General features: G+C 69.9%; 24 protein-coding genes. 23 read left to right on the top strand and 1 reads right to left on the bottom strand.

All coding sequences use genetic code 11. The annotated features are described in order from the left end of the window. Position 1 precedes the first annotated feature (1 nt). The 12 genes from RV986_RS42195 (at position 2) to nusB (ending at position 12599) form a co-directional block, all read left to right on the top strand. Positions 2 to 340 (top strand): DUF6167 family protein, encoded by a 339-nt coding sequence (locus RV986_RS42195; RefSeq protein ID WP_475922442.1) that lies wholly within the window; start codon positions 2 to 4, stop codon positions 338 to 340. After that, positions 340 to 3012 carry an alanine--tRNA ligase gene (gene alaS, locus RV986_RS42200; protein ID WP_475922443.1) on the top strand — a complete coding sequence of 891 codons (2673 nt, stop codon included), beginning with the start codon at positions 340 to 342 and terminating at the stop codon, positions 3010 to 3012. Before RV986_RS42195 ends, alaS begins: the two co-directional genes overlap by 1 nt. 38 nt (positions 3013 to 3050) lie before the next feature. Beyond that, positions 3051 to 3515: a Holliday junction resolvase RuvX gene (ruvX, locus tag RV986_RS42205; protein ID WP_475924631.1), complete on the top strand. Its 465-nt coding sequence runs from the start codon at positions 3051 to 3053 to the stop codon at positions 3513 to 3515. A gap of 122 nt (positions 3516 to 3637) precedes the next feature. Beyond that, positions 3638 to 5461 carry an endolytic transglycosylase MltG gene (gene mltG, locus RV986_RS42210; RefSeq protein ID WP_475922444.1) on the top strand — a complete coding sequence of 608 codons (1824 nt, stop codon included), beginning with the start codon at positions 3638 to 3640 and terminating at the stop codon, positions 5459 to 5461. Beyond that, positions 5442 to 6281, top strand: coding sequence for a shikimate dehydrogenase (locus RV986_RS42215; RefSeq protein ID WP_475922445.1), 840 nt, complete (start codon positions 5442 to 5444; stop codon positions 6279 to 6281). The genes mltG and RV986_RS42215 overlap by 20 nt, the downstream gene beginning before the upstream one ends. A 177-nt stretch (positions 6282 to 6458) precedes the next feature. Next, positions 6459 to 7643, top strand: coding sequence for a chorismate synthase (aroC, locus tag RV986_RS42220; protein ID WP_475922446.1), 1185 nt, complete (start codon positions 6459 to 6461; stop codon positions 7641 to 7643). 29 nt (positions 7644 to 7672) lie between these two features. After that, on the top strand, positions 7673 to 8155 hold the full coding sequence (locus tag RV986_RS42225) for a shikimate kinase (RefSeq protein ID WP_475924632.1): 483 nt from the start codon (positions 7673 to 7675) through the stop codon (positions 8153 to 8155). Further along, complete coding sequence (gene aroB, locus RV986_RS42230; protein WP_475922447.1) at positions 8152 to 9243, top strand: 3-dehydroquinate synthase; 1092 nt, start codon at positions 8152 to 8154, stop codon at positions 9241 to 9243. Before RV986_RS42225 ends, aroB begins: the two co-directional genes overlap by 4 nt. Before the next feature lie 178 nt (positions 9244 to 9421). Further along, entirely contained in the window at positions 9422 to 10282 is an 861-nt protein-coding gene (locus RV986_RS42235) for a Pro-rich N-terminal domain-containing protein (RefSeq protein WP_475922448.1), read from the top strand. Between the two features lie 147 nt (positions 10283 to 10429). Further along, positions 10430 to 11536, top strand: coding sequence for an aminopeptidase P family protein (locus RV986_RS42240; RefSeq protein WP_475922449.1), 1107 nt, complete (start codon positions 10430 to 10432; stop codon positions 11534 to 11536). 59 nt (positions 11537 to 11595) lie between these two features. Further along, on the top strand, positions 11596 to 12162 hold the full coding sequence (gene efp / locus RV986_RS42245) for an elongation factor P (protein ID WP_475922450.1): 567 nt from the start codon (positions 11596 to 11598) through the stop codon (positions 12160 to 12162). Positions 12163 to 12164: 2 nt separating this feature from the next. After that, entirely contained in the window at positions 12165 to 12599 is a 435-nt protein-coding gene (gene nusB / locus RV986_RS42250) for a transcription antitermination factor NusB (RefSeq protein ID WP_475922451.1), read from the top strand. A gap of 258 nt (positions 12600 to 12857) precedes the next feature. Here the strand turns inward: nusB and bldD are convergent, their stop codons facing one another. After that, positions 12858 to 13358, bottom strand: coding sequence for a transcriptional regulator BldD (bldD, locus tag RV986_RS42255; protein WP_037621142.1), 501 nt, complete (start codon positions 13356 to 13358; stop codon positions 12858 to 12860). Between the two features lie 253 nt (positions 13359 to 13611). Between bldD and pyrR the strand changes: the two genes are divergently transcribed. The 11 genes from pyrR to rpoZ all read left to right on the top strand — a co-directional run bounded on the left by pyrR (position 13612) and on the right by rpoZ (position 25163). Then, positions 13612 to 14196, top strand: a complete 585-nt coding sequence (gene pyrR / locus RV986_RS42260) for a bifunctional pyr operon transcriptional regulator/uracil phosphoribosyltransferase PyrR (RefSeq protein WP_475922452.1) — start codon at positions 13612 to 13614, stop codon at positions 14194 to 14196. A gap of 100 nt (positions 14197 to 14296) precedes the next feature. After that, the gene (locus RV986_RS42265) at positions 14297 to 15274 is read left to right on the top strand and encodes an aspartate carbamoyltransferase catalytic subunit (RefSeq protein WP_475922453.1); all 978 of its coding nucleotides are present in this window, start codon (positions 14297 to 14299) and stop codon (positions 15272 to 15274) included. A gap of 2 nt (positions 15275 to 15276) precedes the next feature. Next, positions 15277 to 16563 (top strand): dihydroorotase, encoded by a 1287-nt coding sequence (locus RV986_RS42270; RefSeq protein WP_475922454.1) that lies wholly within the window; start codon positions 15277 to 15279, stop codon positions 16561 to 16563. Positions 16564 to 16577: 14 nt separating this feature from the next. Continuing rightward, positions 16578 to 17141, top strand: a complete 564-nt coding sequence (locus tag RV986_RS42275; protein ID WP_475924633.1) for a PH-like domain-containing protein — start codon at positions 16578 to 16580, stop codon at positions 17139 to 17141. Continuing rightward, the gene (gene carA / locus RV986_RS42280) at positions 17138 to 18280 is read left to right on the top strand and encodes a glutamine-hydrolyzing carbamoyl-phosphate synthase small subunit (protein WP_475922455.1); all 1143 of its coding nucleotides are present in this window, start codon (positions 17138 to 17140) and stop codon (positions 18278 to 18280) included. The genes RV986_RS42275 and carA overlap by 4 nt, the downstream gene beginning before the upstream one ends. Beyond that, positions 18273 to 21581, top strand: a complete 3309-nt coding sequence (gene carB, locus RV986_RS42285; protein WP_475922456.1) for a carbamoyl-phosphate synthase large subunit — start codon at positions 18273 to 18275, stop codon at positions 21579 to 21581. The genes carA and carB overlap by 8 nt, the downstream gene beginning before the upstream one ends. A gap of 112 nt (positions 21582 to 21693) precedes the next feature. Next, complete coding sequence (locus RV986_RS42290; RefSeq protein ID WP_475924634.1) at positions 21694 to 22800, top strand: quinone-dependent dihydroorotate dehydrogenase; 1107 nt, start codon at positions 21694 to 21696, stop codon at positions 22798 to 22800. A 14-nt stretch (positions 22801 to 22814) separates the two neighbouring features. Beyond that, complete coding sequence (pyrF, locus tag RV986_RS42295; RefSeq protein WP_475924635.1) at positions 22815 to 23657, top strand: orotidine-5'-phosphate decarboxylase; 843 nt, start codon at positions 22815 to 22817, stop codon at positions 23655 to 23657. Between the two features lie 277 nt (positions 23658 to 23934). Then, positions 23935 to 24258, top strand: coding sequence for an integration host factor (locus RV986_RS42300; protein WP_016638838.1), 324 nt, complete (start codon positions 23935 to 23937; stop codon positions 24256 to 24258). Positions 24259 to 24295: 37 nt separating this feature from the next. After that, positions 24296 to 24853, top strand: a complete 558-nt coding sequence (gene gmk, locus RV986_RS42305; protein ID WP_475922457.1) for a guanylate kinase — start codon at positions 24296 to 24298, stop codon at positions 24851 to 24853. A gap of 37 nt (positions 24854 to 24890) precedes the next feature. Then, positions 24891 to 25163, top strand: coding sequence for a DNA-directed RNA polymerase subunit omega (gene rpoZ / locus RV986_RS42310; RefSeq protein WP_003982715.1), 273 nt, complete (start codon positions 24891 to 24893; stop codon positions 25161 to 25163). The last annotated feature ends 89 nt before the right edge of the window (positions 25164 to 25252 follow it).

Below are 25252 nucleotides of genomic sequence, written 5' to 3' on the forward strand. Positions count from 1 at the left end.
GATGTTCCGCCGTACGTTCTGGTTCACCGCCGGCGCAGCCGCGGGTGTGTGGGCCACCACCAAGGTCAACCGCAAGCTCAAGCAGCTGACGCCCGAGAGCCTCGCGGCCCAGGCGACGAACAAGGCGATCGAGGCGGGGCACCGGCTCAAGGACTTCGCGCTCGACGTCCGCGACGGCATGGCCCAGCGGGAGGCCGAACTCGACGAGGCCCTCGGCCTGAACGCGCCTGTCGACCGCGAACTCCCCGCACCCCGGCGGTACACCGCCATCGAGAACCGCACGAACCCGACGTACGTCGAGAGGTCGACGTACTCGTACAACCGGAATGAGGACCACTGATGGAGTCGGCCGAGATTCGCCGCCGCTGGTTGAGCTTCTACGAGGAGCGCGGTCACACCGTCGTTCCCTCGGCGTCGCTCATCGCGGACGACCCGACTCTGCTCCTGGTCCCCGCCGGCATGGTGCCCTTCAAGCCGTACTTCCTCGGTGAGGTCAAGGCGCCGTGGTCGCGCGCCACCAGCGTGCAGAAGTGCGTGCGCACGCCCGACATCGAAGAGGTCGGCAAGACCACCCGGCACGGCACGTTCTTCCAGATGTGCGGCAACTTCTCCTTCGGCGACTACTTCAAGGAAGGCGCCATCACCTACGCCTGGGAGCTGCTCACCTCGCCCCAGGACAAGGGTGGTTACGGGCTCGACCCCGAGCGCCTGTGGATCACGGTCTACCTCGACGACGACGAGGCCGAGTCCATCTGGCGCGAAAAGATCGGTGTCCCCGCCGAGCGCATCCAGCGCCTGGGCAAGAAGGACAACTACTGGTCCATGGGCGTCCCCGGCCCCTGTGGACCGTGTTCCGAGATCAACTACGACCGCGGCCCCGAGTTCGGCGTCGAGGGCGGCCCGGCCGTCAACGACGAGCGGTACGTGGAGATCTGGAACCTGGTCTTCATGCAGTACGAGCGCGGTGAGGGCACCTCGAAGGAGGACTTCGAGATCCTCGGCGAGCTCCCGCAGAAGAACATCGACACCGGCCTCGGCATGGAACGCCTCGCCATGATTCTGCAGGGTGTGCAGAACATGTACGAGATCGACACCTCCATGGCCGTCATCAAGAAGGCCACCGAGCTGACGGGCGTCGAGTACGGCGCCGCCCATGACTCCGACGTCTCGCTGCGTGTGGTCACCGACCACATGCGTACGTCCGTCATGCTCATCGGTGACGGTGTCTCGCCCGGCAACGAAGGCCGCGGTTACGTCCTGCGCCGCATCATGCGCCGCGCCATCCGCAACATGCGGCTGCTCGGTGCCACCGGTCCGGTCGTCAAGGACCTCATCGACGTCGTGATCGAGATGATGGGCCAGCAGTACCCGGAGCTCGTCACCGACCGGCAGCGCATCGAGACCGTGGCCCTCGCCGAGGAGGCCGCCTTCCTCAAGACGCTGAAGGCCGGCACGAACATCCTCGACACGGCCATCACGGACACCAAGGAGTCCGGCGGCACGGTCCTCGCCGGCGACAAGGCCTTCCTGCTCCACGACACCTGGGGCTTCCCGATCGACCTCACCCTCGAAATGGCTGCCGAGCAGGGCCTTTCCGTGGACGAGGACGGCTTCCGGCGTCTGATGAAGGAGCAGCGGGACAAGGCCAAGGCCGACGCCCGGGCCAAGAAGACCGGCCACGCCGACCTCGGCGCCTACCGCCAGATCGCCGACGCCGCCGGTGAGACCGAGTTCATCGGCTACGACCGGACCGACGGCGAGTCACGCATCGTCGGCATCCTTGTCGACGGTGTCTCCTCGCCCGCCGCCACCGAGGGCGACGAGGTCGAGATCGTCCTCGACCGCACCCCCTTCTATGCCGAGGGCGGCGGTCAGATCGGCGACACCGGCCGTATCAAGGTCGACACGGGCGCCGTCATCGAGATCCGCGACTGCCAGAAGCCCGTCCCCGGCGTGTACGTCCACAAGGGCGTCGTCCAGGTGGGCGAGGTCACCGTCGGTGCCCAGGCCCAGGCCGTCATCGACTCCCGTCGCCGGACGGCCATCGCCCGGGCCCACTCGGCCACGCACCTCACCCACCAGGCGCTGCGTGACGCCCTCGGCCCGACGGCCGCCCAGGCCGGTTCCGAGAACCAGCCCGGCCGCTTCCGCTTCGACTTCGGTTCCCCCGCGGCCGTTCCGACGGCCGTCATGACCGACGTCGAGCAGAAGATCAACGAGGTGCTCGCCCGCGACCTGGATGTGCACGCCGAGATCCTGAGCCTCGACGAGGCCAAGAAGCAGGGCGCCATCGCCGAGTTCGGCGAAAAGTACGGCGAGCGCGTCCGGGTCGTGACCATCGGCGACTTCTCCAAGGAGCTGTGCGGCGGCACGCATGTGCACAACACCTCCCAGCTAGGCCTGGTCAAGCTGCTCGGCGAGTCCTCGATCGGCTCCGGTGTGCGGCGTATCGAGGCCCTGGTAGGCGTCGACGCCTACAACTTCCTCGCTCGCGAGCACACGGTCGTCGCCCAGCTCCAGGAGCTGGTCAAGGGCCGCCCCGAGGAGCTTCCCGAGAAGATCTCCGCCATGCTCGGCAAGCTGAAGGACGCCGAGAAGGAGATCGAGAAGTTCCGCGCGGAGAAGGTCCTGCAGGCCGCCGCCGGTCTTGCCGGGTCCGCCAAGGACGTCCACGGTGTGGCTCTGGTCACCGGCCAGGTCCCGGACGGCACCGGCGCCGACGACCTGCGCAAGCTGGTCCTCGACGTGCGCGGCCGCATCCAGGGCGGACGGGCCGTCGTGGTGGCCCTGTTCACCACGGCGGGTGGCAAGCCGCTCACGGTCATCGCCACCAACGAGGCCGCCCGCGAGCGCGGCCTCAAGGCCGGTGACCTGGTCCGTACGGCCGCCAAGACCCTCGGCGGCGGCGGTGGCGGCAAGCCGGACGTCGCCCAGGGCGGCGGCCAGAACCCGGCCGCCATCGGTGAGGCCGTCGACGCGGTCGAGCGGCTCGTCGCCGAGACGGCCAAGTGAGCACGGACGGCTCGCGGCAGAGCGGGGACGGCCGGGGCATGCGCCGCGGCCGTCGGCTCGCGATCGACGTCGGGGACGCCCGGATCGGGGTCGCCTCGTGCGACCCCGACGGGATCCTCGCGACTCCGGTGGAGACCGTGCCGGGGCGTGATGTCCCGGCCGCGCAGCGCCGGTTGAAGCAACTCGTCGAGGAGTACGAGCCGATCGAGGTCGTCGTCGGACTTCCTCGCTCCCTCAAGGGGGGCGAGGGCCCGGCCGCCGTGAAGGTCCGTGCCTTCGCCCAGGAACTCGCCCGGGCGATCGCGCCCGTCGGGGTGCGTCTCCTCGACGAGAGGATGACCACCGTGACGGCCAGTCAGGGTCTACGGGCGTCGGGCGTGACGTCCAAAAAGGGCAGATCGGTCATCGATCAGGCGGCCGCCGTGGTCATTCTGCAGCAGGCACTGGAGTCCGAACGGGCGTCAGGGAACGCACCGGGCGAGGGCGTCGAAGTGGTCATCTGATCGCGATACGGTAACGTTCCGCGCGATGCGGTGGTGTTCGAACAGCCGCCGCACAGCAAAGAGGCGGAGGGGAGCCGAGTCACCAGCGGCAGCAACCACCGCCTCGCGGCTCTAGGGGATCGATGACTGAGTATGGCCGGGGCGCAGGCTCCGAACCGTGGAATCCGGAGGACCCGTTGTACGGGGACGGCGGATGGGGAGGACAGGCCGCCGACGGCCAGTCCCCCTACGGCGGCCAGCCGCAGCACTATCCGCAGCAGCCGCAACAGCAGCAGCACCAGCAGTCGCAGTACGGCGAGTGGGCCGCCGGCCAGCAGGGCGGCTACGGCCAGGAGCAGCAGCACTACGACGCCCAGGGTCGGCAGCAGTACCAGGGGCAGGAGCAGCAGCAGTACCACGACCAGGGTCAGGGTCAGGGCCAGCAGCAGCATGTCTCCGGCCAGGGGCACCAGCAGTACGCGGAGCAGTACGTCGGCCAGGAGCAGCAGCAGTACGTCGATCAGGGGCAGCAGCAGTACAACGGGCAGGACCAGCAGCAGTACCACAACGGCGGCTGGGACAACGGGACGCAGCACCAGGTCGCGTATGCCGCGGACCCGACGGACCCGTACGGCAACCAGGCCGCCGCGTACACCGGTGAGCAGCCCGACTACTACGGCACTCCCGACGCGTATCCGCCGCCGGAGCCCCCCGCGCGTCGACGCGCCGAGCCCGAACCGGAGCCCGACTGGGACCCGGGTCCCGATCAGGGCGAGCACGCCTTCTTCGCGGGCGGCGGCGAAGACGATGACGACGACTTCGACGACGACGACCCGAAGGCCGGCCGCGGTGACCGGAAAGGCCGGGGCGGCAAGGACGGCAAGGGCAAGAAACGCCGCAGCGGCTGCGCCTGCCTGCTGGTCGTCGTGGTCTTCGGCGGCGGTATCGCCGGTGTCGGATATTTTGGCTACCAGTTCTACCAAAATCGTTTCGGCGTGGCCCCGGACTTCGCGGGCGACGGCGCCGGCGAGGTGACGGTCCAGATCCCCAACGGTGCCAGCGGTTATGCGATCGCGCAGGCGCTGAAGGAGGCCGGCGTCGTCAAGAGCGTCGACGCCTTCGTGTCCGCGCAGCAGAACAACCCCGACGGGAACAAGATCCAGGCCGGCGCCTATGTGCTGAAGAAGGAAATGTCGGCGGCCAGCGCGGTCAAGCTGATGCTCGACCCCAAGAGCCAGAACAATGTGATCGTCGCCCCCGGACGGCGCAACGTCCTTGTTTACCAGGACATCGACAAGAAGCTCGATCTCCCGGACGGCACCACCAAGAACGTCGCCAAGAAGCAGTACAAGACTCTTGGACTTCCCAGCTGGGCGAACAGCAGCAAGGAGATCAAGGATCCGCTGGAAGGGTTCCTCTACCCGGCGACCTATCCCGCCGCCAAGGGAATGAAGCCCGAGGCGGTCCTGAAGCAGATGGTGGCGAAGGCCAGCCTGAAGTACGCCGAGTACAACCTCGTGGCCAAGGCCAAGGAACTGAAGCTGAAAGACCCGCTGCAGGTCGTCACGGTCGCGAGCCTCGTCCAGGCCGAGGGCAAGACGCACGACGACTTCCGTAAGATGGCGGAAGTGGTCTACAACCGTCTCAAGCCCACGAACACCGAGACCAACCAGCTGTTGCAGTTCGACTCGACCTTCAATTACCTGAAGGGCCAGAGCAACATCCACATCAGCGAGTCCGAGATCAACAGCAACAAGAGCCCGTACAACACCTACACGCGAAAGGGCCTGCCGCCCGGACCGATCGACAACCCAGGTGACGACGCGCTCAAGGCGACGTTGAACCCGACGAGTGACGGTTGGATCTACTTCGTGGCGACCGACGGCCAGAGCAATACCGAATTCGCCAAGACCTATGCGGATTTCCAGAGGCTCAAGGACAAGTTCAATGAGAACGCGGGCAACTGACGCCCGAAGGGCCGCGGTACTCGGCTCACCGGTCGCCCATTCCCTTTCCCCGGTGCTGCACCGCATCGCGTATCGGGAACTGGGACTCGACGGCTGGTCGTACGACCGTTTCGAGATCGACGAGGAGGCGTTGCCCGGCTTCTTCGGGGACCTCGGTCCCGGGTGGGCGGGCCTGTCGCTGACCATGCCGCTCAAGCGGGCCGTCATCCCGCTGCTCGACGAGATCAGCGAGACGGCGGCCTCCGTCGAGGCGGTCAACACCGTCGTGTTCACCGGCGACGGCCGTCGGACCGGCGACAACACCGACATCCCCGGGATGGTGGCCGCCCTGCGGGAGCGCGGGATCGAGCAGGTGGACTCCGCCGCGATCCTCGGCGCGGGCGCCACCGCCTCCTCCGCGCTGGCCGCGCTCGCGCGGATCTGCACCGGCGAGGTCGTCGCGTACGTCCGCAGCGCCGAGCGCGCCGCCGAGATGCGGCAGTGGGGCGAGCGGCTCGACGTGGAGGTCCGTACGGAGGACTGGGCCGACGCCGAGCGGGCCCTGCGCGCGCCACTGGTGATCGCCACGACCCCGGCGGGCACGACGGACGCGCTGGCCGCGGCGGTCCCGGAGCGGCCCACGACCCTCTTCGACGTGCTGTACGACCCCTGGCCCACCGACCTCGCGGCCCGCTGGTCGGCGTACGGCGGTGCCGTCGTCAGCGGGCTCGACCTGCTGGTGCACCAGGCGGTGCTGCAGGTCGAGCAGATGACGGGGCGTTCCCCGGCACCGCTCGACGCCATACGGAAGGCGGGCGAGCAGGCGCTCGCGAGCCGCTGAGCGCGGTCCCACCGGGCCCGATGCCGTCCGCCTGATGGACCTGCGACCGAGCCACGAGCCGGGACGTGGGAGGATCGGAGGTGGCGGGCCTGGGCCGCGCACCCGGGCGCACCGTCGCCGTACGCGAGGACGCGTGTACGCAGCAGCAGTACCGGGGCGCGAGCATGAGGAGCATCGTTGAGCAGGTTGCGCTGGCTGACCGCGGGGGAATCCCACGGTCCCGCACTTGTCGCGACGCTGGAGGGCCTTCCCGCCGGCGTGCCGATCACCACGGAGATGGTGGCGGACCACCTCGCCCGGCGGCGCCTGGGCTATGGGCGCGGTGCCCGGATGAAGTTCGAGCGCGACGAGGTCACCTTCCTCGGCGGCGTCCGGCACGGGCTCACCCTCGGCTCCCCGGTGGCCGTCATGGTCGGCAACACCGAGTGGCCCAAGTGGGAACAGGTCATGGCGGCCGACCCGGTGGACCCGTCGGTACTGGCGGAGGTGGCCCGCAACGCGCCGCTGACCCGGCCCCGGCCCGGCCACGCCGACCTCGCCGGCATGCAGAAGTACGGCTTCGACGAGGCACGGCCGATCCTGGAGCGCGCCTCCGCGCGGGAGACCGCGGCCCGTGTGGCGCTGGGCGCGGTGGCCCGTTCGTATCTGAAGGAGACGGCCGGGATCGAGATCGTCTCGCACGTCGTCGAGCTGGCCGCGGCGAAGGCGCCGTACGGCGTCTACCCCAAGCCCTCGGATGTCGAGCGGCTCGACGCCGACCCGGTGCGCTGCCTCGACGCCGACGCCTCGAAGGCGATGGTCGCGGAGATCGACCAGGCCCACAGGGACGGCGACACGCTCGGCGGCGTGGTCGAGGTGCTGGCGTACGGAGTGCCGGTGGGCCTCGGCTCGCACGTGCACTGGGACCGTCGCCTCGACGCCCGGCTGGCGGCCGCGCTCATGGGCATCCAGGCCATCAAGGGCGTCGAGGTCGGCGACGGCTTCGAGCTGGCGCGTGTGCCCGGATCCAAGGCGCACGACGAGATCGTCCACACCGAGGACGGCATCCGGCGCACCACCGGCCGCTCCGGTGGCACCGAGGGCGGTCTGACCACCGGCGAGCTGCTGCGCGTGCGTGCCGCGATGAAGCCGATCGCGACCGTGCCGCGCGCGCTGGCGACCATCGACGTGGCCACCGGCGAGGCCGCCAAGGCGCACCATCAGCGCTCCGACGTCTGTGCGGTCCCGGCCGCCGGAATCGTCGCCGAGGCCATGGTCGCCCTCGTCCTGGCGGACGCGGTGGCCGAGAAGTTCGGCGGCGACAGCGTCCCGGAGACCCGCCGCAACGTCCAGTCGTACCTCGACAACCTGGTCGTACGGTGACCGCTCCGCGCGTTGTCCTCGTCGGCCCGATGGGCGTCGGCAAGTCCACCGTGGGCGTGCTGGTCGCCGAGCGGCTGGGCTGCGTCTACCGGGACACGGACGACGACATCGTGGCCGAGCAGGGCCGCACCATCGCCGACATCTTCGTCGACGAGGGCGAGCCGGTCTTCCGCGCCGTCGAGAAGCAGGCCGTGCACCGGGCGCTCGCCGAGCACGACGGCGTGCTGGCGCTCGGCGGCGGCTCGATCCTCGACGCGGACACCCGCGCGCTGCTCGCCGGGCACCGGGTCGTCTACCTCTCGATGGACGTCGAGGAGGCGGTCCAGCGCACCGGCCTGAACGCGGCCCGTCCGCTGCTCGCCGTCAACCCGCGCCGGCAGTGGCGCGAGCTGATGGAGGCGCGCCGTCATCTGTACACCGAAGTCGCCCGCGCGGTCGTGCCCACCGACGGCCGCACCCCCGAAGAGGTCGCCCAGGCGGTCCTCGACGCACTGGAGTTGAAGGAAGCATGAGCGAGGCAGTGACCCGTATCCAGGTCGGCGGCACCGCGGGCACCGACCCCTACGAGGTCCTGGTCGGCCGTCAACTCCTCGATGAACTCGGCGGGTTGATCGGCGACCAGGCCCAGCGCGTCGCGATCGTCCACCCCGAGGCGCTCGCTGAGACCGGTGAGACGCTCCGCGCCGACCTGGCCGGTCAGGGCTTCGAGGCCGTCGCCATCCAGGTGCCGAACGCGGAGGAGGCCAAGACCGCCGAGGTCGCGGCCTACTGCTGGAAGGCGCTGGGCCAGTCCGGCTTCACCCGGACCGACGTCATCATCGGTGTGGGCGGCGGTGCCACCACCGACCTGGCCGGTTTCGTGGCGGGGACCTGGCTGCGCGGGGTGCGCTGGATCGCGGTCCCCACCACCGTGCTCGGCATGGTCGACGCGGCGGTGGGCGGCAAGACCGGCATCAACACCGCCGAGGGCAAGAACCTCGTCGGCTCCTTCCACCCGCCCGCGGGTGTGCTCTGTGACCTTGCGGCGCTGGACTCGCTCCCGGTGAACGACTTCGTGTCGGGGCTGGCGGAGATCATCAAGGCGGGCTTCATCGCCGACCCGGCGATCCTGGATCTCATCGAGTCCGACCCGGAGGCGGCGCGGACGCCCGCGGGCCCGCACACCGCCGAGCTCATCGAGCGCTCCATCAAGGTGAAGGCCGAGGTCGTCTCCGGCGACCTCAGGGAGTCGGGGCTCCGCGAGATCCTCAACTACGGCCACACCCTCGCGCACGCCATCGAGAAGAACGAGCGCTACAAGTGGCGGCACGGCGCGGCCGTCGCCGTCGGTATGCACTTCGCCGCCGAACTCGGCCGCCTCGCCGGCCGGCTGGACGATGCGACCGCCGACCGTCACCGCACGATCCTGGAATCCGTCGGCCTCCCGCTGAGCTACCGCTACGACCAGTGGCCCAAGCTCCTGGAGAACATGAAGGTCGACAAGAAGTCGCGCGGCAATGTGCTGCGCTTCATCGTCCTCGACGGCCTGGCCAAGCCGACCGTCCTGGAGGGACCCGACCCGGCCGTGCTCCTCGCCGCCTACGGCGAAGTGGGGGAGTAGCTCCCGGCGGGCCCGCAGTCGGCCCGTTCTGCCCGGCCTCGAACGGCACTCCACAGCTTCCCCGGCCGTTCACACAACGACGGCCGGGGAAGGTACCGTTCGGTAGCGTCAATCGCCTGTCGCGACTGAGGCGTTCCGGAGGCGATGAGCCAAGAGACACGAGACGGAGTGGCACCGGATGCAGCACGCAGTGGGGGCTCCGCTGCCGCCGCCCCACCAGCCGGGGCACGGATCCGCCGCCGGCTGGTCGCCGGCCGCGCACCACCCCGGACACCCGGGCGGGCACCCGGGTCCGGCACCCACGAGTCCGCCCGCCCCGCCGCCTCCCCCCCACGCACCGCAGCTTCATGCGCCCCCGCAGCACGCCCCCGTGCCGCTGGTACCGCCCGCAGCGGACACCACGGGGCATGTGCAGCTTCCCCCGGGCGGTCCCGTCGGCATGCCGAGCGCGCCGCCCGCCACGGGCGTCTCCGACCCCACGGCGACCACGCTCGCGGTGCTGCTCATCGGTCCCGCCGGCGCCGGCAAGACCAGCGTCGCCAAGTACTGGGCGGACCACCGCCGGGTCCCGACGGCCCACATCAGCCTCGACGACGTACGTGAATGGGTGCGCTCGGGTTTCGCCGACCCGCAGTCGGGGTGGAACGACCATTCCGAGGCGCAGTACCGCCTGGCCCGCCGCACCTGTGGCTTCGCCGCGCGGAACTTCCTGGCCAACGGCATCTCCTGCATCCTCGACGACGCGGTCTTCCCGGACCGCCCGGTCGTCGGCCTCGGCGGCTGGAAGCGGCATGTCGGGCCCGGCCTGCTGCCCGTGGTCCTCCTGCCCGGCCTGGAGATAGTCCTGGAGCGCAACGCCGAGCGCTCCGGAAACCGCCGACTCTCCGACGAGGAGGTCGCCCGCATCCACGGCCGGATGGCCGGCTGGTACGGCTCCGGGCTGCCCATCATCGACAACTCCCAGCTCGACATACCGACCACGGCCCGCGTCCTGGACGACGTACTCGCCCGCTCCATCGCCAGCCCACCCCAGTGGTAGACCGGTCGCCTCAGGAGTGACCCGGCGACGGGCACGACGCCGGCGCGCACCATGCCATCGGGCAACAGCGGTGCATCTGTCCGTCCCTGCCGCCCATCCGGCCCCGCTGGAACGGCGACATCGCCCCAGCGCTCGTAGGCTCGATTTATGTCAGAGGTGTACGCGGCGCGCCGCGAGCGGCTTCGGGAGCGCTGTACCGCGGGCGGGAGTGCGACAGCGCTGGTCACGCGCCCGGCCAACGTGAGGTATCTCGCGGGGGCCGCCCCGCGTGGTGCCGTTCTCCTGCTGGGCAGGGGCGAGGACCTGTTGTTCTGCGGTGGGCCGCCGAGCAGCGAGGCCGACGAGGGACGACCCGACGAGGCGCTGCGCATGCAGATGCTGCCGCGCGCCGGTGGTGACCCCGCCGTCGCCGCCGCCGATGTCGCCCTCGGCCAGGGCGCCGATTCCCTCGCGGTGGAGGAACACCATCTGACCGTGACCCGGCACCGCGCCATCCGCTCGGTGGCCCCGCGGCTGCGCCTCGGCGATCTGTGCGGCGCGGTCGAGCAGCTGCGGGTGATCAAGGACGAGGAGGAGATCTCCTGTCTGCGGATCGGCGCCGAGATCGCCGACCAGGCGCTGGGGGAGCTCCTCGAATCCATCCTCGTCGGCCGCACCGAGCGTCATCTCGCGCTCGAACTGGAGCGCCGCCTCGTCGACCACGGCGCCGACGGCCCCGCCTTCGCGACCTCGGTGGGCACCGGCCCGAACTCCGGGCGGCGCGGGCACCGGCCCACCGACCGCCGGGTCGAGGAGGGCGATTTCCTGTCCGTCTGTCTCGGCGCGACCTACCGCGGCTACCGCTGCGAGGTCGGCCGTACGTTCGTGATCGGCACCTCGCCCGCCGACTGGCAGATCGAGCTCTACGACCTCGTCTTCGCCGCCCAGCGTGCCGGACGCGAGGCGCTGGCGCCCGGCGTCGCCTACCGTGACGTGGACCGGGCGGCCCGCCAGGTACTCGACTCCGCGGGCCACTCGGAAGGCCTTCCTCCGCTGACCGGGCACGGTGTGGGGCTCGAAATCGACGAGGACCCGCAGCTTGCCCCCGCCGCCATGGGTAAACTGGACGCTTGCGTGCCGGTCACCGTCGAACCGGGGGTCCACCTCCCGGGCCGGGGCGGTGTCCGGATCGATGACACGCTCGTCGTACGCCCCGAGGCGGACGGCGGACCCGAGCTACTCACCATTACGACCAAGGAACTGCTCGCGCTCTAGCCTCAGAGCTACGCGCGTGCCCCGGGGTCGTCCACGTCAGTCCAGGAGATTCCGCAACCGTGGCTTCCACGAACGACCTCAAGAACGGCCTGGTGCTCAAGCTCGAAGGCGGCCAGCTCTGGTCCGTCGTCGAGTTCCAGCACGTCAAGCCCGGCAAGGGCCCCGCCTTCGTGCGCACCAAGCTGAAGAACGTGCTCTCCGGCAAGGTCGTCGACAAGACGTTCAACGCCGGCGTCAAGGTCGAGACGGCCACTGTCGACAAGCGCGACATGCAGTTCTCGTACATGGACGGCGAGTACTTCGTCTTCATGGACATGGAGACCTACGACCAGCTCATGGTCGACCGCAAGGCCGTCGCCGACGCCGCGAACTTCCTGATCGAGGGCTTCACCGCCACGGTCGCGCAGCACGAGGGCGAGGTGCTCTTCGTCGAGCTGCCGGCCGCCGTCGAGCTGGTCGTCCAGGAGACCGAGCCGGGCGTCCAGGGCGACCGCTCCACCGGTGGCACCAAGCCCGCCACCCTGGAGACCGGCCACCAGATCCAGGTCCCGCTCTTCATCACCACCGGTGAGAAGATCAAGGTCGACACCCGCACGAGCGACTACCTCGGCCGGGTGAACAGCTAACCGTGGCTGCCCGCAACACGGCCCGCAAGCGCGCCTTCCAGATCCTCTTCGAGGGCGACCAGCGCGGCGTGGACGTCCTGACGGTCCTCGCGGACTGGATCCGGCACTCCCGGACCGACACCCGGCAACCACCGGTCAGCGAGTACACGATGCAGCTGGTCGAGGGCTACGCCCCGAAGGCGAAGCGGATCGACGAGCTCATCGCGACCTACGCCGTCGACTGGACGCTGGACAGGATGCCGGTCGTCGACCGCAACATCCTGCGCCTCGGCGCCTACGAGCTGATCTGGGTCGACGGGACCCCCGACGCCGTGGTGCTCGACGAGGCGGTGCAGCTGGCGAAGGAGTTCTCCACGGACGAGTCCCCCTCGTTCGTGAACGGTCTGCTGGGCCGGTTGAAGGACCTGAAGCCGTCGCTGCGCCGCGACGAGGCGTAGGCGTTCCGCCGCGGGGCGGGAGGGCGGGTACCGGCGGAGGTGTGCCGTTGTCGCCCGGCCGCACCTGGCCGCCACTCGTAGAGGCCATCACGGAGGGCCCGCAGCAGTCGCTGCGGGCCCTCCGGCGTACCTGGGGCACTCCCGGGCCCAGAGGGGCGTCGGAGCTCCCTGAGGCGCGCACAAAACCGCCGGGGTGGCCGGAACCCTCTCGGTTCCGGCCACCCCGGCGGCACGTTTCTGCTGAACTGCCCGAAGGGGTCAGCCCTCGTCGTGGGCGACGGCGCGGCGCGCGTCGGCGTCGAGGACGCCCCAGCTGATCAGCTGCTCGGTGAGGACCGAGGGCGACTGGTCGTAGATGACGGCGAGGGTGCGCAGGTCGTCCTGGCGGATCGACAGCACCTTGCCGTTGTAGTCACCGCGCTGCGACTGGATCGTCGCGGCGTAGCGCTGCAGGGGGCCTGCCTTCTCGGCCGGCACGTGGGCGAGGCGCTCCAGGTCGAGGACGAGCTTCGGCGGCGGCTCGGCGGCGCCGCCCGGAGTGGTGCCGGGCAGCAGCTCCTGCACGGGGACCCCGTAGAAATCCGCCAGTTCGGCGAGGCGCTGCACGGTGACGGCGCGGTCGCCGCGCTCGTACGACCCGACCACGACCGCCTTCCAGCGTCCCTGTGACTTCTCCTCGACTCCGTGGAGGGAAAGGCCCTGCTGGGTGCGGATGGCCCGGAGCTTGGCCCCGAGCTGTTTGGCGTATTCGCTGGACATATAGCTCCCCGGACGCTGTATCAACGTGCGGCTCCGCCGCGCGGCTGGTGACTCTGGTGACTCACTGTGAGGTTACGCAGCGTTACTCTTCCCCGTCAAGCCGAATGGTCCGGACCGGCCCTTCGGCGGGGGTCACCGATGGTGGCTCAAAGGGGGGTGATCAGGCGCGTTGCCGGGCTGGTAGCGTGGATGGCGCAAATCCGACGTCCTTTAATGATCCGTCCCGTGAGGCGGAGAAGGAGGTCCGTTTCGTATGGACACAGAGCACGACAAGCAGCAGTACGAAGCCGATGCGCGGGCCGTTCTGGAGGCTCCCGACATCGCGCGGGTGCTGACCCGTATCGCCCACGAGATCGTCGAGCGCGCCAAGGGCGCCGACGACGTGGTGCTCCTCGGCATTCCGACCCGGGGCGTCTTCCTGGCCCGCAGACTGGCCGACAAGCTCCAGGAGATCACCGATCGCAAGATCCCGGTCGGCTCGCTCGACATCACCATGTACCGCGACGACCTGCGGATGCACCCGCCGCGTGCGCTGGCCCGCACCGACATCCCCGGTGACGGCATCGACGGCCGGCTGGTCGTCCTCGTCGACGACGTGCTCTTCTCCGGCCGCACCATCCGCGCCGCGCTCGACGCGCTGAACGACATCGGCCGTCCGCGCGCCGTGCAGCTCGCGGTCCTCGTCGACCGGGGCCACCGCGAACTGCCCATCCGCGCCGACTACGTCGGCAAGAACCTCCCCACGTCGCTGCGGGAGACGGTCAAGGTCCAGCTCGCCGAGGAGGACGGTCGCGACACCGTGCTGCTCGGTGTGAAGCGGAACTCCCCGGACGCATAGCAGCCGCACTCCGGTGTGCGCCACTGCCGTACGCCCCCGAGTGCGCCGCCGCGCGCCCGCCTGCCCGAATTCTCCTGAACTGCCTTACGGAGCCTGACAGATGCAGCGTCATCTCATCTCGGCCGCCGACCTCACCCGTGACGACGCCGTCCTGATCCTCGACACCGCCGAGGAGATGGCCCGGGTCGCCGACCGGCCGATCAAGAAACTGCCGACCCTGCGCGGCCGCACCGTCGTCAACCTCTTCTTCGAGGACTCGACCCGCACCCGGATCTCCTTCGAGGCCGCCGAGAAGCGCCTCTCGGCGGACGTCATCAACTTCACCGCCAAGGGATCCTCGGTGTCGAAGGGCGAGTCCCTCAAGGACACCGCCCAGACCCTCGAAGCCATGGGCGTCGACGCCGTCGTCATCCGGCACGGCGCCTCCGGAGCCCCCTACCGCCTCGCCACCTCCGGCTGGATCGACGCCGCGGTGATCAACGCCGGCGACGGCACCCACCAGCACCCCACGCAGGCGCTGCTCGACGCCTTCACCATGCGCCGCCGCCTGGTCGGCCGGGACGCCGGGATCGGCCAGGACCTGTCCGGCAAGCGCATCACGATCGTCGGTGACATCCTGCACAGCCGGGTCGCCCGCTCCAACGTCGACCTGCTGCACACGCTCGGCGCCGAGGTCACCCTCGTCGCCCCGCCCACCCTGGTGCCGGTCGGCGTCGGGTCCTGGCCCTGCGAGATCTCGTACGACCTCGACAGCACCCTCTCCAAGTCCGACGCGGTGATGATGCTGCGCGTCCAGCGGGAGCGGATGAACGCGGCGTTCTTCCCGACCGAGCGCGAGTACTCGCGGCGCTACGGCCTCAACGGCGACCGCATGGCGAAGATGCCCGAGCACGCCATCGTGATGCACCCCGGCCCGATGGTCCGCGGCATGGAGATCACCGCCGAGGTCGCCGACTCCGACCGCTGCACCGTCGTCGAGCAGGTGGCGAACGGCGTCTCGATCCGCATGGCCGTGCTCTACCTGCTCCTGGGCGGCAACGAGCCCGCCGTCACCCACACGCGTACCGAGGAGAAGTAAGAATGAGCAAGATCCTGATCCGTGGTGCGAGGGTGCTCGGCGGCGAGCCGCAGGACGTGCTGATCGACGGCGCCGTCATCGAGGCGGTCGGTACCGGCCTCTCGGACGAGGGCGCCGAGGTCGTCGAGGCCGAAGGCAAGGTCCTCCTGCCGGGCCTCGTCGACCTGCACACCCATCTGCGCGAGCCCGGCCGTGAGGACTCCGAGACCGTGCTGACCGGTACGCGGGCGGCGGCGAGCGGCGGCTATACCGCCGTGTTCGCCATGGCCAACACCTTCCCGGTCGCCGACACCGCCGGTGTGGTCGAGCAGGTCTACCGGCTCGGCCAGGAGCACGGCTACTGCGATGTGCAGCCCATCGGCGCCGTCACGGTCGGCCTGGAGGGCAAGAAGCTCGCCGAGCTGGGCGCGATGCACGAGTCCGCGGCCGGCGTCACCGTCTTCTCGGACGACGGCAAGTGCGTGGACGACGCGGTGATCATGCGCCGGGCCCTGGAGTACGTGAAGGCCTTCGGCGGTGTGGTCGCGCAGCACGCGCAGGAGCCCCGCCTCACCGAGGGCGCCCAGATGAACGAGGGCGTCGTCTCCGCCGAGCTGGGGCTCGAGGGCTGGCCCGCGGTGGCCGAAGAATCGATCATCGCCCGCGATGTCCTGCTCGCCGAGCACGTCGGCTCGCGCGTCCACATCTGCCACCTGTCCACCGCGGGCAGTGTCGAGATCGTGCGCTGGGCCAAGTCGCGGGGCATCGACGTCACCGCCGAGGTGACCCCGCACCACCTCCTCCTCACCGACGAACTGGTCCGCACGTACGACCCGGTCTACAAGGTCAACCCGCCGCTGCGCACCGAGCGTGATGTGACGGCCCTGCGCGAGGCGCTCGCCGACGGCACCATCGACATCGTCGCCACCGACCACGCGCCGCACCCGCACGAGGACAAGGACTGCGAGTGGGCCGCCGCCGCCATGGGCATGGTCGGGCTGGAGACGGCCCTGTCCGTAGTGCAGCGGACGATGGTCGAGACCGGACTGCTGGACTGGGCCGGTGTCGCGGACCGCATGTCGGTCAAACCGGCGCGGATCGGGCGGGCCGCCGGTCATGGACGTCCCGTCTCGGCAGGTGAGCCCGCCAACCTCACGCTCGTCGACACGGCATACCGTGGGGCCGTGGACCCCGCGGGCTTCGCCTCGCGCAGCCGCAACACTCCCTACGAGGGCCGTGAGCTGCCGGGCCGGGTCACGCACACCTGGCTGCGGGGCAAGGCCACCCTCGTCGACGGGAAGCTCGCGTGACACCTCTCATCCCGATGGCCGCCTCCGTGGCTGCCGAACAGAAGTCGGCCGAAGTGACCGACTGGGCCGCCCGGGTCGGCTGGCTCGTCGGCCTCGCCCTGTTCGTCGCCCTCGTCTACTGGCTGATGCGAGAGGGCTGGAAGTGGCGCGGCACCCTTCAGGGTGACCTGCCGGAGCTGCCGACCGCGCCGGAAGACCTCGGGCCGGTGACACTGAGCATGAGCGGCCGCTACCACGGCTCCACCACGGCCGGGCAGTGGCTGGACCGCATCGTGGCACACGGCCTGGGCACCCGCAGCCGGGTCGAGCTCACGCTCACGGACGCGGGACTGGACGTCGTACGCCCCGGGGCCACCGACTTCTTCATCCCGGCCGAGGCACTGCGCGAAGCCCTGCTCGGCAAGGGCATCGCCGGGAAGGTGCTCAGCGAGGGCGGTCTGCTCGTCGTCACCTGGGCGCACGGCGACAAGCTGATCGACTCCGGCTTCCGCTCCGACCGCGCCGCCGAGCACACCGAGTGGGTCGACACCCTCAACGCCATGATCAACAAGAGCATCGACACGGAAGGCGCACGATGACGACCTCCACCAGGGGAGCCGCCAAGGTTTCCGCCGTACTCGTCCTGGAGGACGGCCGGACGTTCCGTGGCCGTGCCTACGGGGCCGTGGGGGTGACCTTCGGCGAAGCCGTGTTCTCCACCGGGATGACCGGCTACCAGGAGACCCTCACCGACCCGTCGTACCACCGTCAGGTCGTCGTGATGACCGCCCCGCACGTCGGCAACACCGGCGTCAACGACGAGGACCCCGAGTCGAAGCGGATCTGGGTCGCCGGATACGTCGTGCGCGACCCCGCGCGCGTGCCCTCCAACTGGCGCGCCCGGCGCTCGCTGGACGAGGAGCTGCGGAGCCAGGGCGTCGTCGGCATCAGCGGTGTCGACACCCGAGCCCTCACCCGCCACCTGCGCGAGCGCGGCGCCATGCGCGTCGGCATCTTCTCCGGCAACGCGCTGCCCGACGAGGGCACCATGCTCGCCGAGGTGCGCCAGGCCCCCGAGATGAAGGGCGCCAGCCTCTTCGAAGAGGTCGCCACGACGGAGGCGTACGTCGTCGCCGCCCTCGGCGAGAAGAAGTTCACCGTCGCCGCCGTCGACCTGGGCATCAAGGGCATGACCCCGCACCGCATGGCCGAGCGGGGCATCGAGGTGCATGTGCTGCCCGCGACGGCCACGGCCGAGGACGTGTACGCCGTGCACCCCGACGGGGTCTTCTTCTCCAACGGCCCCGGTGACCCGGCCACCGCCGACGGTCCCGTCGCCGTCATGCGGGAAGTCCTCGCCCGCAAGACGCCGCTCTTCGGTATCTGCTTCGGCAACCAGATCCTCGGCCGCGCCCTCGGCTTCGGCACCTACAAGCTGAAGTACGGCCACCGCGGCATCAACCAGCCGGTGCAGGACCGTACGACGGGCAAGGTCGAGGTCACCGCGCACAACCACGGCTTTGCCGTCGACGCGCCGCTCGACAAGGTCTCCGAGACCCCCTACGGTCGCGCCGAGGTCTCCCACGTCTGCCTGAACGACCAGGTCGTCGAGGGGCTGCAGCTGCTCGACCAGCCGGCCTTCAGCGTCCAGTACCACCCCGAAGCCGCAGCGGGGCCGCACGACGCCGCCTACCTGTTCGACCGCTTCGTATCCCTGATGGAGGGCCAGCGTGCCTAAGCGCACCGATATCCAGTCCGTCCTGGTCATCGGCTCCGGCCCGATCGTCATCGGCCAGGCCGCCGAGTTCGACTACTCCGGCACCCAGGCGTGCCGCGTCCTGCGCGCCGAGGGCCTGAGGGTCATCCTGGTCAACTCCAACCCGGCGACGATCATGACCGACCCGGAGATCGCCGACGCCACCTATGTCGAGCCGATCACCCCGGAGTTCGTCGAGAAGATCATCGCCAAGGAGCGCCCGGACGCGCTCCTGCCCACCCTGGGCGGCCAGACGGCCCTCAACACGGCCATCTCGCTGCACGAGGCGGGGACCCTCGACAAGTACGGCGTCGAGCTGATCGGCGCCAACGTCGAGGCCATCAACAAGGGCGAGGACCGCGATCTCTTCAAGGGCGTCGTGGCGGCGGTGCAGGCGAAGATCGGGCACGGCGAGTCCGCCCGGTCCGTGATCTGCCACTCCATGGACGACGTGCTGGGGGGTGTCGAGACGCTCGGCGGCTACCCCGTGGTCGTCCGCCCCTCCTTCACCATGGGCGGCGCCGGCTCCGGCTTCGCGCACGACGAGGAGGAGCTGCGCCGCATCGCGGGCCAGGGCCTGACGCTCTCCCCGACCACCGAGGTGCTCCTGGAGGAGTCCATCCTCGGCTGGAAGGAGTACGAGCTGGAGCTGATGCGCGACAAGCACGACAACGTCGTGGTCGTCTGCTCCATCGAGAACTTCGACCCCATGGGCGTGCACACCGGCGACTCGATCACCGTCGCGCCCTCGATGACGCTGACCGACCGCGAGTACCAGATCCTGCGGGACATCGGCATCGCCGTCATCCGCGAGGTCGGCGTCGACACCGGCGGCTGCAACATCCAGTTCGCGGTGAACCCCGAGGACGGCCGGGTCATCGTCATCGAGATGAACCCGCGTGTCTCGCGTTCGTCCGCGCTGGCCTCCAAGGCCACCGGCTTCCCGATCGCCAAGATCGCCGCGAAGCTGGCAGTCGGCTACACGCTCGACGAGATCCCGAACGACATCACGGAGAAGACCCCGGCCTCCTTCGAGCCGACGCTCGACTACGTGGTCGTGAAGGCCCCGCGCTTCGCCTTCGAGAAGTTCCCGAGCGCCGACTCCACCCTCACCACCACCATGAAGTCGGTCGGCGAGGCCATGGCGATCGGCCGCAACTTCACGGAGGCGCTGCAGAAGGCGCTGCGGTCCCTGGAGAAGAAGGGCAGCCAGTTCACGTTCGTCGGCGAGCCGGGCGACAAGGACGAACTGCTGCGGGAGGCCGTTCGCCCGACCGACGGCCGGATCAACTCCGCCATGCAGGCCATCCGCGCGGGCGCCACACCCGAGGAGGTCTTCGAGGCGACGAAGATCGACCCGTGGTTCGTCGACCAGCTCTTCCTGATCAAGGAGATCGCGGACGAGCTGGCCGCCGCCGACAAGCTGGACCCGGAGCTGCTGGCGGAGGCCAAGCGGCACGGCTTCTCCGACGCGCAGATCGGCGAGATCCGCGGGCTGCGCGAGGACGTCGTGCGCGAGGTGCGGCACGCGCTGGGCGTGCGTCCGGTGTACAAGACGGTCGACACCTGCGCCGCCGAGTTCGCGGCGAAGACGCCGTACTTCTACTCCTCCTACGACGAGGAGACGGAGGTCGCGGCGCGCGAGAAGCCGGCCGTCATCATCCTGGGCTCCGGCCCGAACCGCATCGGCCAGGGCATCGAGTTCGACTACTCCTGCGTCCACGCCTCCTTCGCGCTCAGCGACGCGGGCTACGAGACCGTGATGGTCAACTGCAACCCCGAGACCGTCTCCACGGACTACGACACCTCCGACCGCCTCTACTTCGAGCCGCTGACGCTGGAGGACGTGCTGGAGGTCGTCCACGCCGAGTCGCTGGCGGGCCCGATCGCGGGTGTGATCGTGCAACTCGGCGGCCAGACCCCGCTGGGCCTGTCGCAGGCGCTCAAGGACAACGGCGTGCCGGTCGTCGGCACGCCCCCCGAGGCGATCCACGCCGCCGAGGACCGCGGCGCCTTCGGGCGGGTCCTCGCGGAGGCCGGTCTCCCGGCCCCCAAGCACGGCACGGCCACCACCTTCGCCGAGGCCAAGGCCATCGCCGACGAGATCGGCTACCCCGTCCTCGTACGGCCCTCGTACGTGCTCGGCGGGCGGGGCATGGAGATCGTGTACGACGAGACGCGGCTGTCCTCGTACATCGCCGAGTCGACCGAGATCAGCCCCTCCCGGCCCGTCCTGGTCGACCGGTTCCTCGACGACGCGATCGAGATCGACGTCGACGCGCTGTACGACGGCGAGGAGCTGTACCTCGGCGGTGTCATGGAGCACATCGAGGAGGCCGGCATCCACTCCGGCGACTCGGCGTGCGCACTGCCGCCGATCACGCTCGGCGGGTTCGACATCAAGCGTCTGCGGGCCTCCACCGAGGCCATCGCCAAGGGCGTCGGTGTCCGTGGCCTGATCAACATCCAGTTCGCGATGGCGGGCGACATTCTGTACGTCCTCGAAGCCAACCCGCGCGCCTCCCGCACCGTGCCCTTCACCTCGAAGGCGACCGCGGTGCCGCTGGCGAAGGCCGCCGCCCGGATCTCGCTCGGCGCGACCGTCGCCGAGCTGCGGGCCGAGGGGCTGCTCCCGGCCCACGGCGACGGCGGCGAACTGCCGCTCGACGCGCCGATCTCCGTCAAGGAGGCCGTCATGCCGTGGTCGCGCTTCCGCGACATCCACGGGCGCGGCGTCGACACGGTGCTCGGCCCGGAGATGCGCTCCACCGGTGAGGTCATGGGCATCGACTCGGTGTTCGGCACGGCGTACGCCAAGTCGCAGGCGGGCGCGTACGGTCCGCTGCCGACCAAGGGCCGCGCGTTCATCTCCGTCGCCAACCGCGACAAGCGCTCGATGATCTTCCCGGCCCGCGAGCTGGTCGCGCACGGCTTCGAGCTGCTGGCCACCTCCGGCACGGCCGAGGTGCTCAAGCGCAACGGCATCAACGCGACGGTCGTGCGCAAGCAGTCCGAGGGCACCGGCCCGAACGGCGAGCGGACCATCGTCCAGCTGATCCACGACGGCGAGGTCGACCTCATCGTCAACACGCCGTACGGCACCGGCGGCCGCCTCGACGGCTACGAGATCCGTACGGCGGCCGTGGCCCGGTCCGTGCCGTGCCTGACGACCGTCCAGGCGCTCGCCGCCGCCGTCCAGGGCATCGACGCGCTCAACCACGGCGACGTGGGCGTGCGTTCGCTCCAGGAACACGCCGAGCATCTGACCGCGGCCCGCGACTAGCGGCCCCGAGGGGGACACCGGAAACGGTGTCCCCCTCTTCATGAGGTCCCTTCAGCCATGAGGCCCTTTCAGCCATGAGGCTCCTTCAGCGGGCCCTTTCGAGGACATGACCATGTACAAGCTCTTCTTCCACCTCGTCTTCAAGCGGATGGACCCCGAGAAGGCCCATCACCTCGCCTTCCGCTGGATCCGGCTCGCCGTCCACGTCCCCGTCCTGCGCACGTTCATCGCCGCCGCGCTCGCGCCCCGCCACGAGGAACTGCGCACCGAGGCGTTCGGGCTGCGGATGCACGGTCCCTTCGGCCTCGCGGCGGGCTTCGACAAGAACGCCGTCGCCATCGACGGGATGTCGATGCTCGGCTTCGACCATGTCGAGATCGGCACGGTGACGGGGGAGCCGCAGCCCGGCAACCCCAGGAAGCGGCTGTTCCGCCTTGTGCCGGACCGGGCGCTGATCAACCGCATGGGGTTCAACAACGAGGGCTCCGCGGCCGTGGCGGAGCGCCTGGCGGCCCGTACGGCCGTCTTCAGGACCGTGGTGGGCGTCAACATCGGCAAGACCAAGGTCGTCCCCGAGGCCGAGGCCGTCGGCGACTATGTGAAGTCGACCGAGCGGCTCGCCCGGCACGCCGACTACCTGGTCGTGAACGTGTCCTCCCCGAACACTCCCGGCCTGCGCAATCTGCAGGCCACGGAAGCGCTGCGGCCGCTGCTGAGCGCCGTTCGCGAGGCCGCCGACCGCGCGGTCACCGACCGCCGTGTGCCGCTGCTCGTCAAGATCGCGCCCGACCTCGCCGACGAGGACGTCGACGCGGTCGCCGACCTCGCCGTGGAACTCGGCCTGGACGGGATCATCGCCACGAACACGACCATCGCGCGCGAGGGACTCGGTTTGAAGTCCGAACCCTCTCTGGTCAAGGAGGCCGGAGGGCTCTCCGGGGCGCCGCTGAAAGCACGCTCCCTGGAGGTGCTGCGCCGCCTCTACGCGCGCGTGGGCGACCGGATCACCCTGGTGGGCGTGGGCGGCATCGAGAACGCCGAGGACGCCTGGCAGCGCATCCTGGCCGGCGCCACGCTGGTCCAGGGATACAGCGCCTTCATCTACGAGGGTCCGTTCTGGGGCCGCGGCATCCACAAGGGGCTCGCCGCACGCCTTCGCACGAGCCCGTACGCCACCCTCGCCGACGCGGTCGGCGCCGACGTGAGGAAGTCCGTATGAGCGAGGTGGGCGGCATGAGCCCGGAACCCTTCGGCGCACGTCTGCGCCGCGCCATGGACGAGCGCGGGCCGCTGTGCGTGGGCATCGACCCGCACGCCTCCCTGCTCACCGACTGGGGACTCGGCGACGACATCGCGGGCCTGGAGCGGTTCAGCCGCACGGTCGTCGAGGCGCTGGCCGAGCGGGTCGCGGTCCTCAAGCCGCAGAGCGCGTTCTTCGAGCGGTTCGGGTCGCGCGGCATCGCCGTACTGGAGAAGTCGGTCGAGGAGGCGCGGGCGGCCGGGGCGCTGGTCGTGATGGACGCCAAGCGCGGTGACATCGGCTCGACCATGGCCGCGTACGCGGAGACCTTCCTGCGCAAGGACGCGCCGCTCTTCTCGGACGCGCTGACCGTCTCGCCGTATCTGGGCTACGGCTCGCTGAGGCCCGCGGTCGAGCTGGCCCGCGAGAACGGCGCCGGGCTCTTCGTGCTCGCCCTGACCTCCAACCCGGAGGGCGGCGAGGTGCAGCACGCGGTCCGCGGGGACGGCCGCGACGTCGGAGCGACCATGCTGGCCCACCTTGCCGAGGAGAACGCCGGAGAGACGCCCCTGGGGTCCTTCGGAGCGGTCGTCGGCGCCACGCTGGGGGATCTCTCCTCCTACGACCTGGACATCAACGGACCGCTCCTGGCGCCCGGGATCGGCGCCCAGGGGGCCGAGGCCGGGGATCTCGCGGGTGTCTTCGGCGCCGCGGTGCGCAATGTCGTCCCGAACGTCAGCCGAGGTGTTCTGCGTCACGGACCCGACGTCCTCGCGCTGCGGGAGTCCGCGGACCGCTTCGCGGAGGAGATCAGGGCCGCCGTGGCCGCCGTCTGAGACCTTCGAGGGGCGGTCGACAGTCCTCCGATGAGTGGCTCCGGAGCGGCCCGAGTCTGAATACATCCTCAAATCCGGGGCAGTATGTCGTAAATGTCCGGCTCCAGGGAGGCTGACCAGGACTTTTCCTCTGTTCTCGCTGACTCTGGCGCACTTGCCCGCTAGTCTCCGTCGAGAGCGAATGGGCAAGCGTGTTGCTCGTAGCTCGCCAGGTGTGGGGCGACTAGGTTCCTCACCGGTCCGTATCCGACAGTTCGACATCCGAGGTGACGTAGGCGTGGCTCTTCCGCCCCTTACCCCTGAACAGCGCGCAGCCGCGCTCGAAAAGGCCGCCGCGGCTCGCCGGGAGCGGGCCGAGGTCAAGAATCGACTCAAGCACTCCGGCGCCTCCCTTCACGAGGTCATCAAGCAGGGCCAGGAGAACGACGTCATCGGCAAGATGAAGGTCTCCGCTCTCCTCGAATCCCTGCCGGGCGTGGGCAAGGTCCGCGCCAAGCAGATCATGGAGCGACTCGGTATCTCCGAAAGCCGCCGCGTGCGCGGCCTCGGTTCGAACCAGATCGCTTCCCTGGAGCGCGAGTTCGGCGGCTCCGGCGCCTGAGTCCTGGGCATACCGGGATTGCTGGAATAATCGCTGCATGAGTGAACGTCCGCGGCTGACCGTGCTCTCCGGCCCCTCAGGGGTCGGTAAGAGCACGGTCGTCGCTCATATGCGCAAGGAACACCCCGAGGTATGGCTCTCGGTGTCGGCGACGACCCGTAAGCCGCGCCCCGGTGAGAAGCACGGAGTGCACTATTTCTTCGTCTCCGACGAGGAGATGGACAAGCTGATCGCCAACGGCGAGCTGCTGGAGTGGGCCGAATTCGCCGGCAATCGCTACGGGACGCCCCGTACGGCCGTCCTCGAACACCTGGAGGCCGGTGTCCCGGTCCTCCTGGAGATCGACCTTCAGGGTGCCCGGCAGGTCCGCGAGTCCATGCCGGAGGCTCTGCTGGTGTTCCTGGCTCCGCCTTCCTGGGAGGAGCTGGTGCGCAGGCTCACCGGGCGGGGCACCGAACCGCCCGAGGTGATCGAGCGCCGCCTGGAGGCCGCCAAGATCGAACTGGCGGCCGAGCCGGAGTTCGATGTCACCCTGGTCAACACCTCCGTCGAGGACGTGGCGCGCGAGCTGCTAGCCTTGGTGGAAGTTGTTTGATCTTTCAGGTCATTTTCCACCTTTCGGAAGGCAGAGCGTGTCCTCTTCCATCACCGCTCCCGAGGGCATCATCAACCCTCCGATCGACGAGCTCCTCGAGGCCACCGACTCGAAGTACAGCCTCGTGATCTACGCGGCCAAGCGTGCCCGCCAGATCAACGCGTACTACTCGCAGCTCGGCGAGGGCCTCCTCGAGTACGTCGGTCCGCTCGTCGACACCCACGTCCACGAGAAGCCGCTGTCGATCGCCCTGCGCGAGATCAACGCGGGTCTGCTGACGTCCGAGGCCGTCGAGGGCCCCGCGCAGTAGTCGTTCAATCACTCATCCCAGGCCCGGCGGCGCGACCGTCGGGCCTGTGGTGTGTCATGGAGTCGTACGTTTCCGAGTTCGGGGAGAGA

This window comes from Streptomyces sp. RLA012 (assembly GCF_056270325.1).

Coding starts and splice junctions, on each gene's coding strand:
- RV986_RS42270 (WP_475922454.1), top strand. CDS start 15,277: ATGAGCAAGATCCTGATCCGTGGTGCGAGGGTGCTCGGCGGCGAGCCG.
- alaS (WP_475922443.1), top strand. CDS start 340: ATGGAGTCGGCCGAGATTCGCCGCCGCTGGTTGAGCTTCTACGAGGAG.
- RV986_RS42275 (WP_475924633.1), top strand. CDS start 16,578: ATGGCCGCCTCCGTGGCTGCCGAACAGAAGTCGGCCGAAGTGACCGAC.
- RV986_RS42215 (WP_475922445.1), top strand. CDS start 5,442: ATGAGAACGCGGGCAACTGACGCCCGAAGGGCCGCGGTACTCGGCTCA.
- RV986_RS42225 (WP_475924632.1), top strand. CDS start 7,673: ATGGGCGTCGGCAAGTCCACCGTGGGCGTGCTGGTCGCCGAGCGGCTG.
- RV986_RS42195 (WP_475922442.1), top strand. CDS start 2: ATGTTCCGCCGTACGTTCTGGTTCACCGCCGGCGCAGCCGCGGGTGTG.
- RV986_RS42240 (WP_475922449.1), top strand. CDS start 10,430: ATGTCAGAGGTGTACGCGGCGCGCCGCGAGCGGCTTCGGGAGCGCTGT.
- mltG (WP_475922444.1), top strand. CDS start 3,638: ATGACTGAGTATGGCCGGGGCGCAGGCTCCGAACCGTGGAATCCGGAG.
- pyrR (WP_475922452.1), top strand. CDS start 13,612: ATGGACACAGAGCACGACAAGCAGCAGTACGAAGCCGATGCGCGGGCC.
- RV986_RS42235 (WP_475922448.1), top strand. CDS start 9,422: ATGCAGCACGCAGTGGGGGCTCCGCTGCCGCCGCCCCACCAGCCGGGG.
- RV986_RS42265 (WP_475922453.1), top strand. CDS start 14,297: ATGCAGCGTCATCTCATCTCGGCCGCCGACCTCACCCGTGACGACGCC.
- carA (WP_475922455.1), top strand. CDS start 17,138: ATGACGACCTCCACCAGGGGAGCCGCCAAGGTTTCCGCCGTACTCGTC.
- aroB (WP_475922447.1), top strand. CDS start 8,152: ATGAGCGAGGCAGTGACCCGTATCCAGGTCGGCGGCACCGCGGGCACC.
- RV986_RS42290 (WP_475924634.1), top strand. CDS start 21,694: ATGTACAAGCTCTTCTTCCACCTCGTCTTCAAGCGGATGGACCCCGAG.
- bldD (WP_037621142.1), bottom strand. CDS start 13,358: ATGTCCAGCGAATACGCCAAACAGCTCGGGGCCAAGCTCCGGGCCATC.
- ruvX (WP_475924631.1), top strand. CDS start 3,051: ATGCGCCGCGGCCGTCGGCTCGCGATCGACGTCGGGGACGCCCGGATC.
- gmk (WP_475922457.1), top strand. CDS start 24,296: ATGAGTGAACGTCCGCGGCTGACCGTGCTCTCCGGCCCCTCAGGGGTC.
- pyrF (WP_475924635.1), top strand. CDS start 22,815: ATGAGCCCGGAACCCTTCGGCGCACGTCTGCGCCGCGCCATGGACGAG.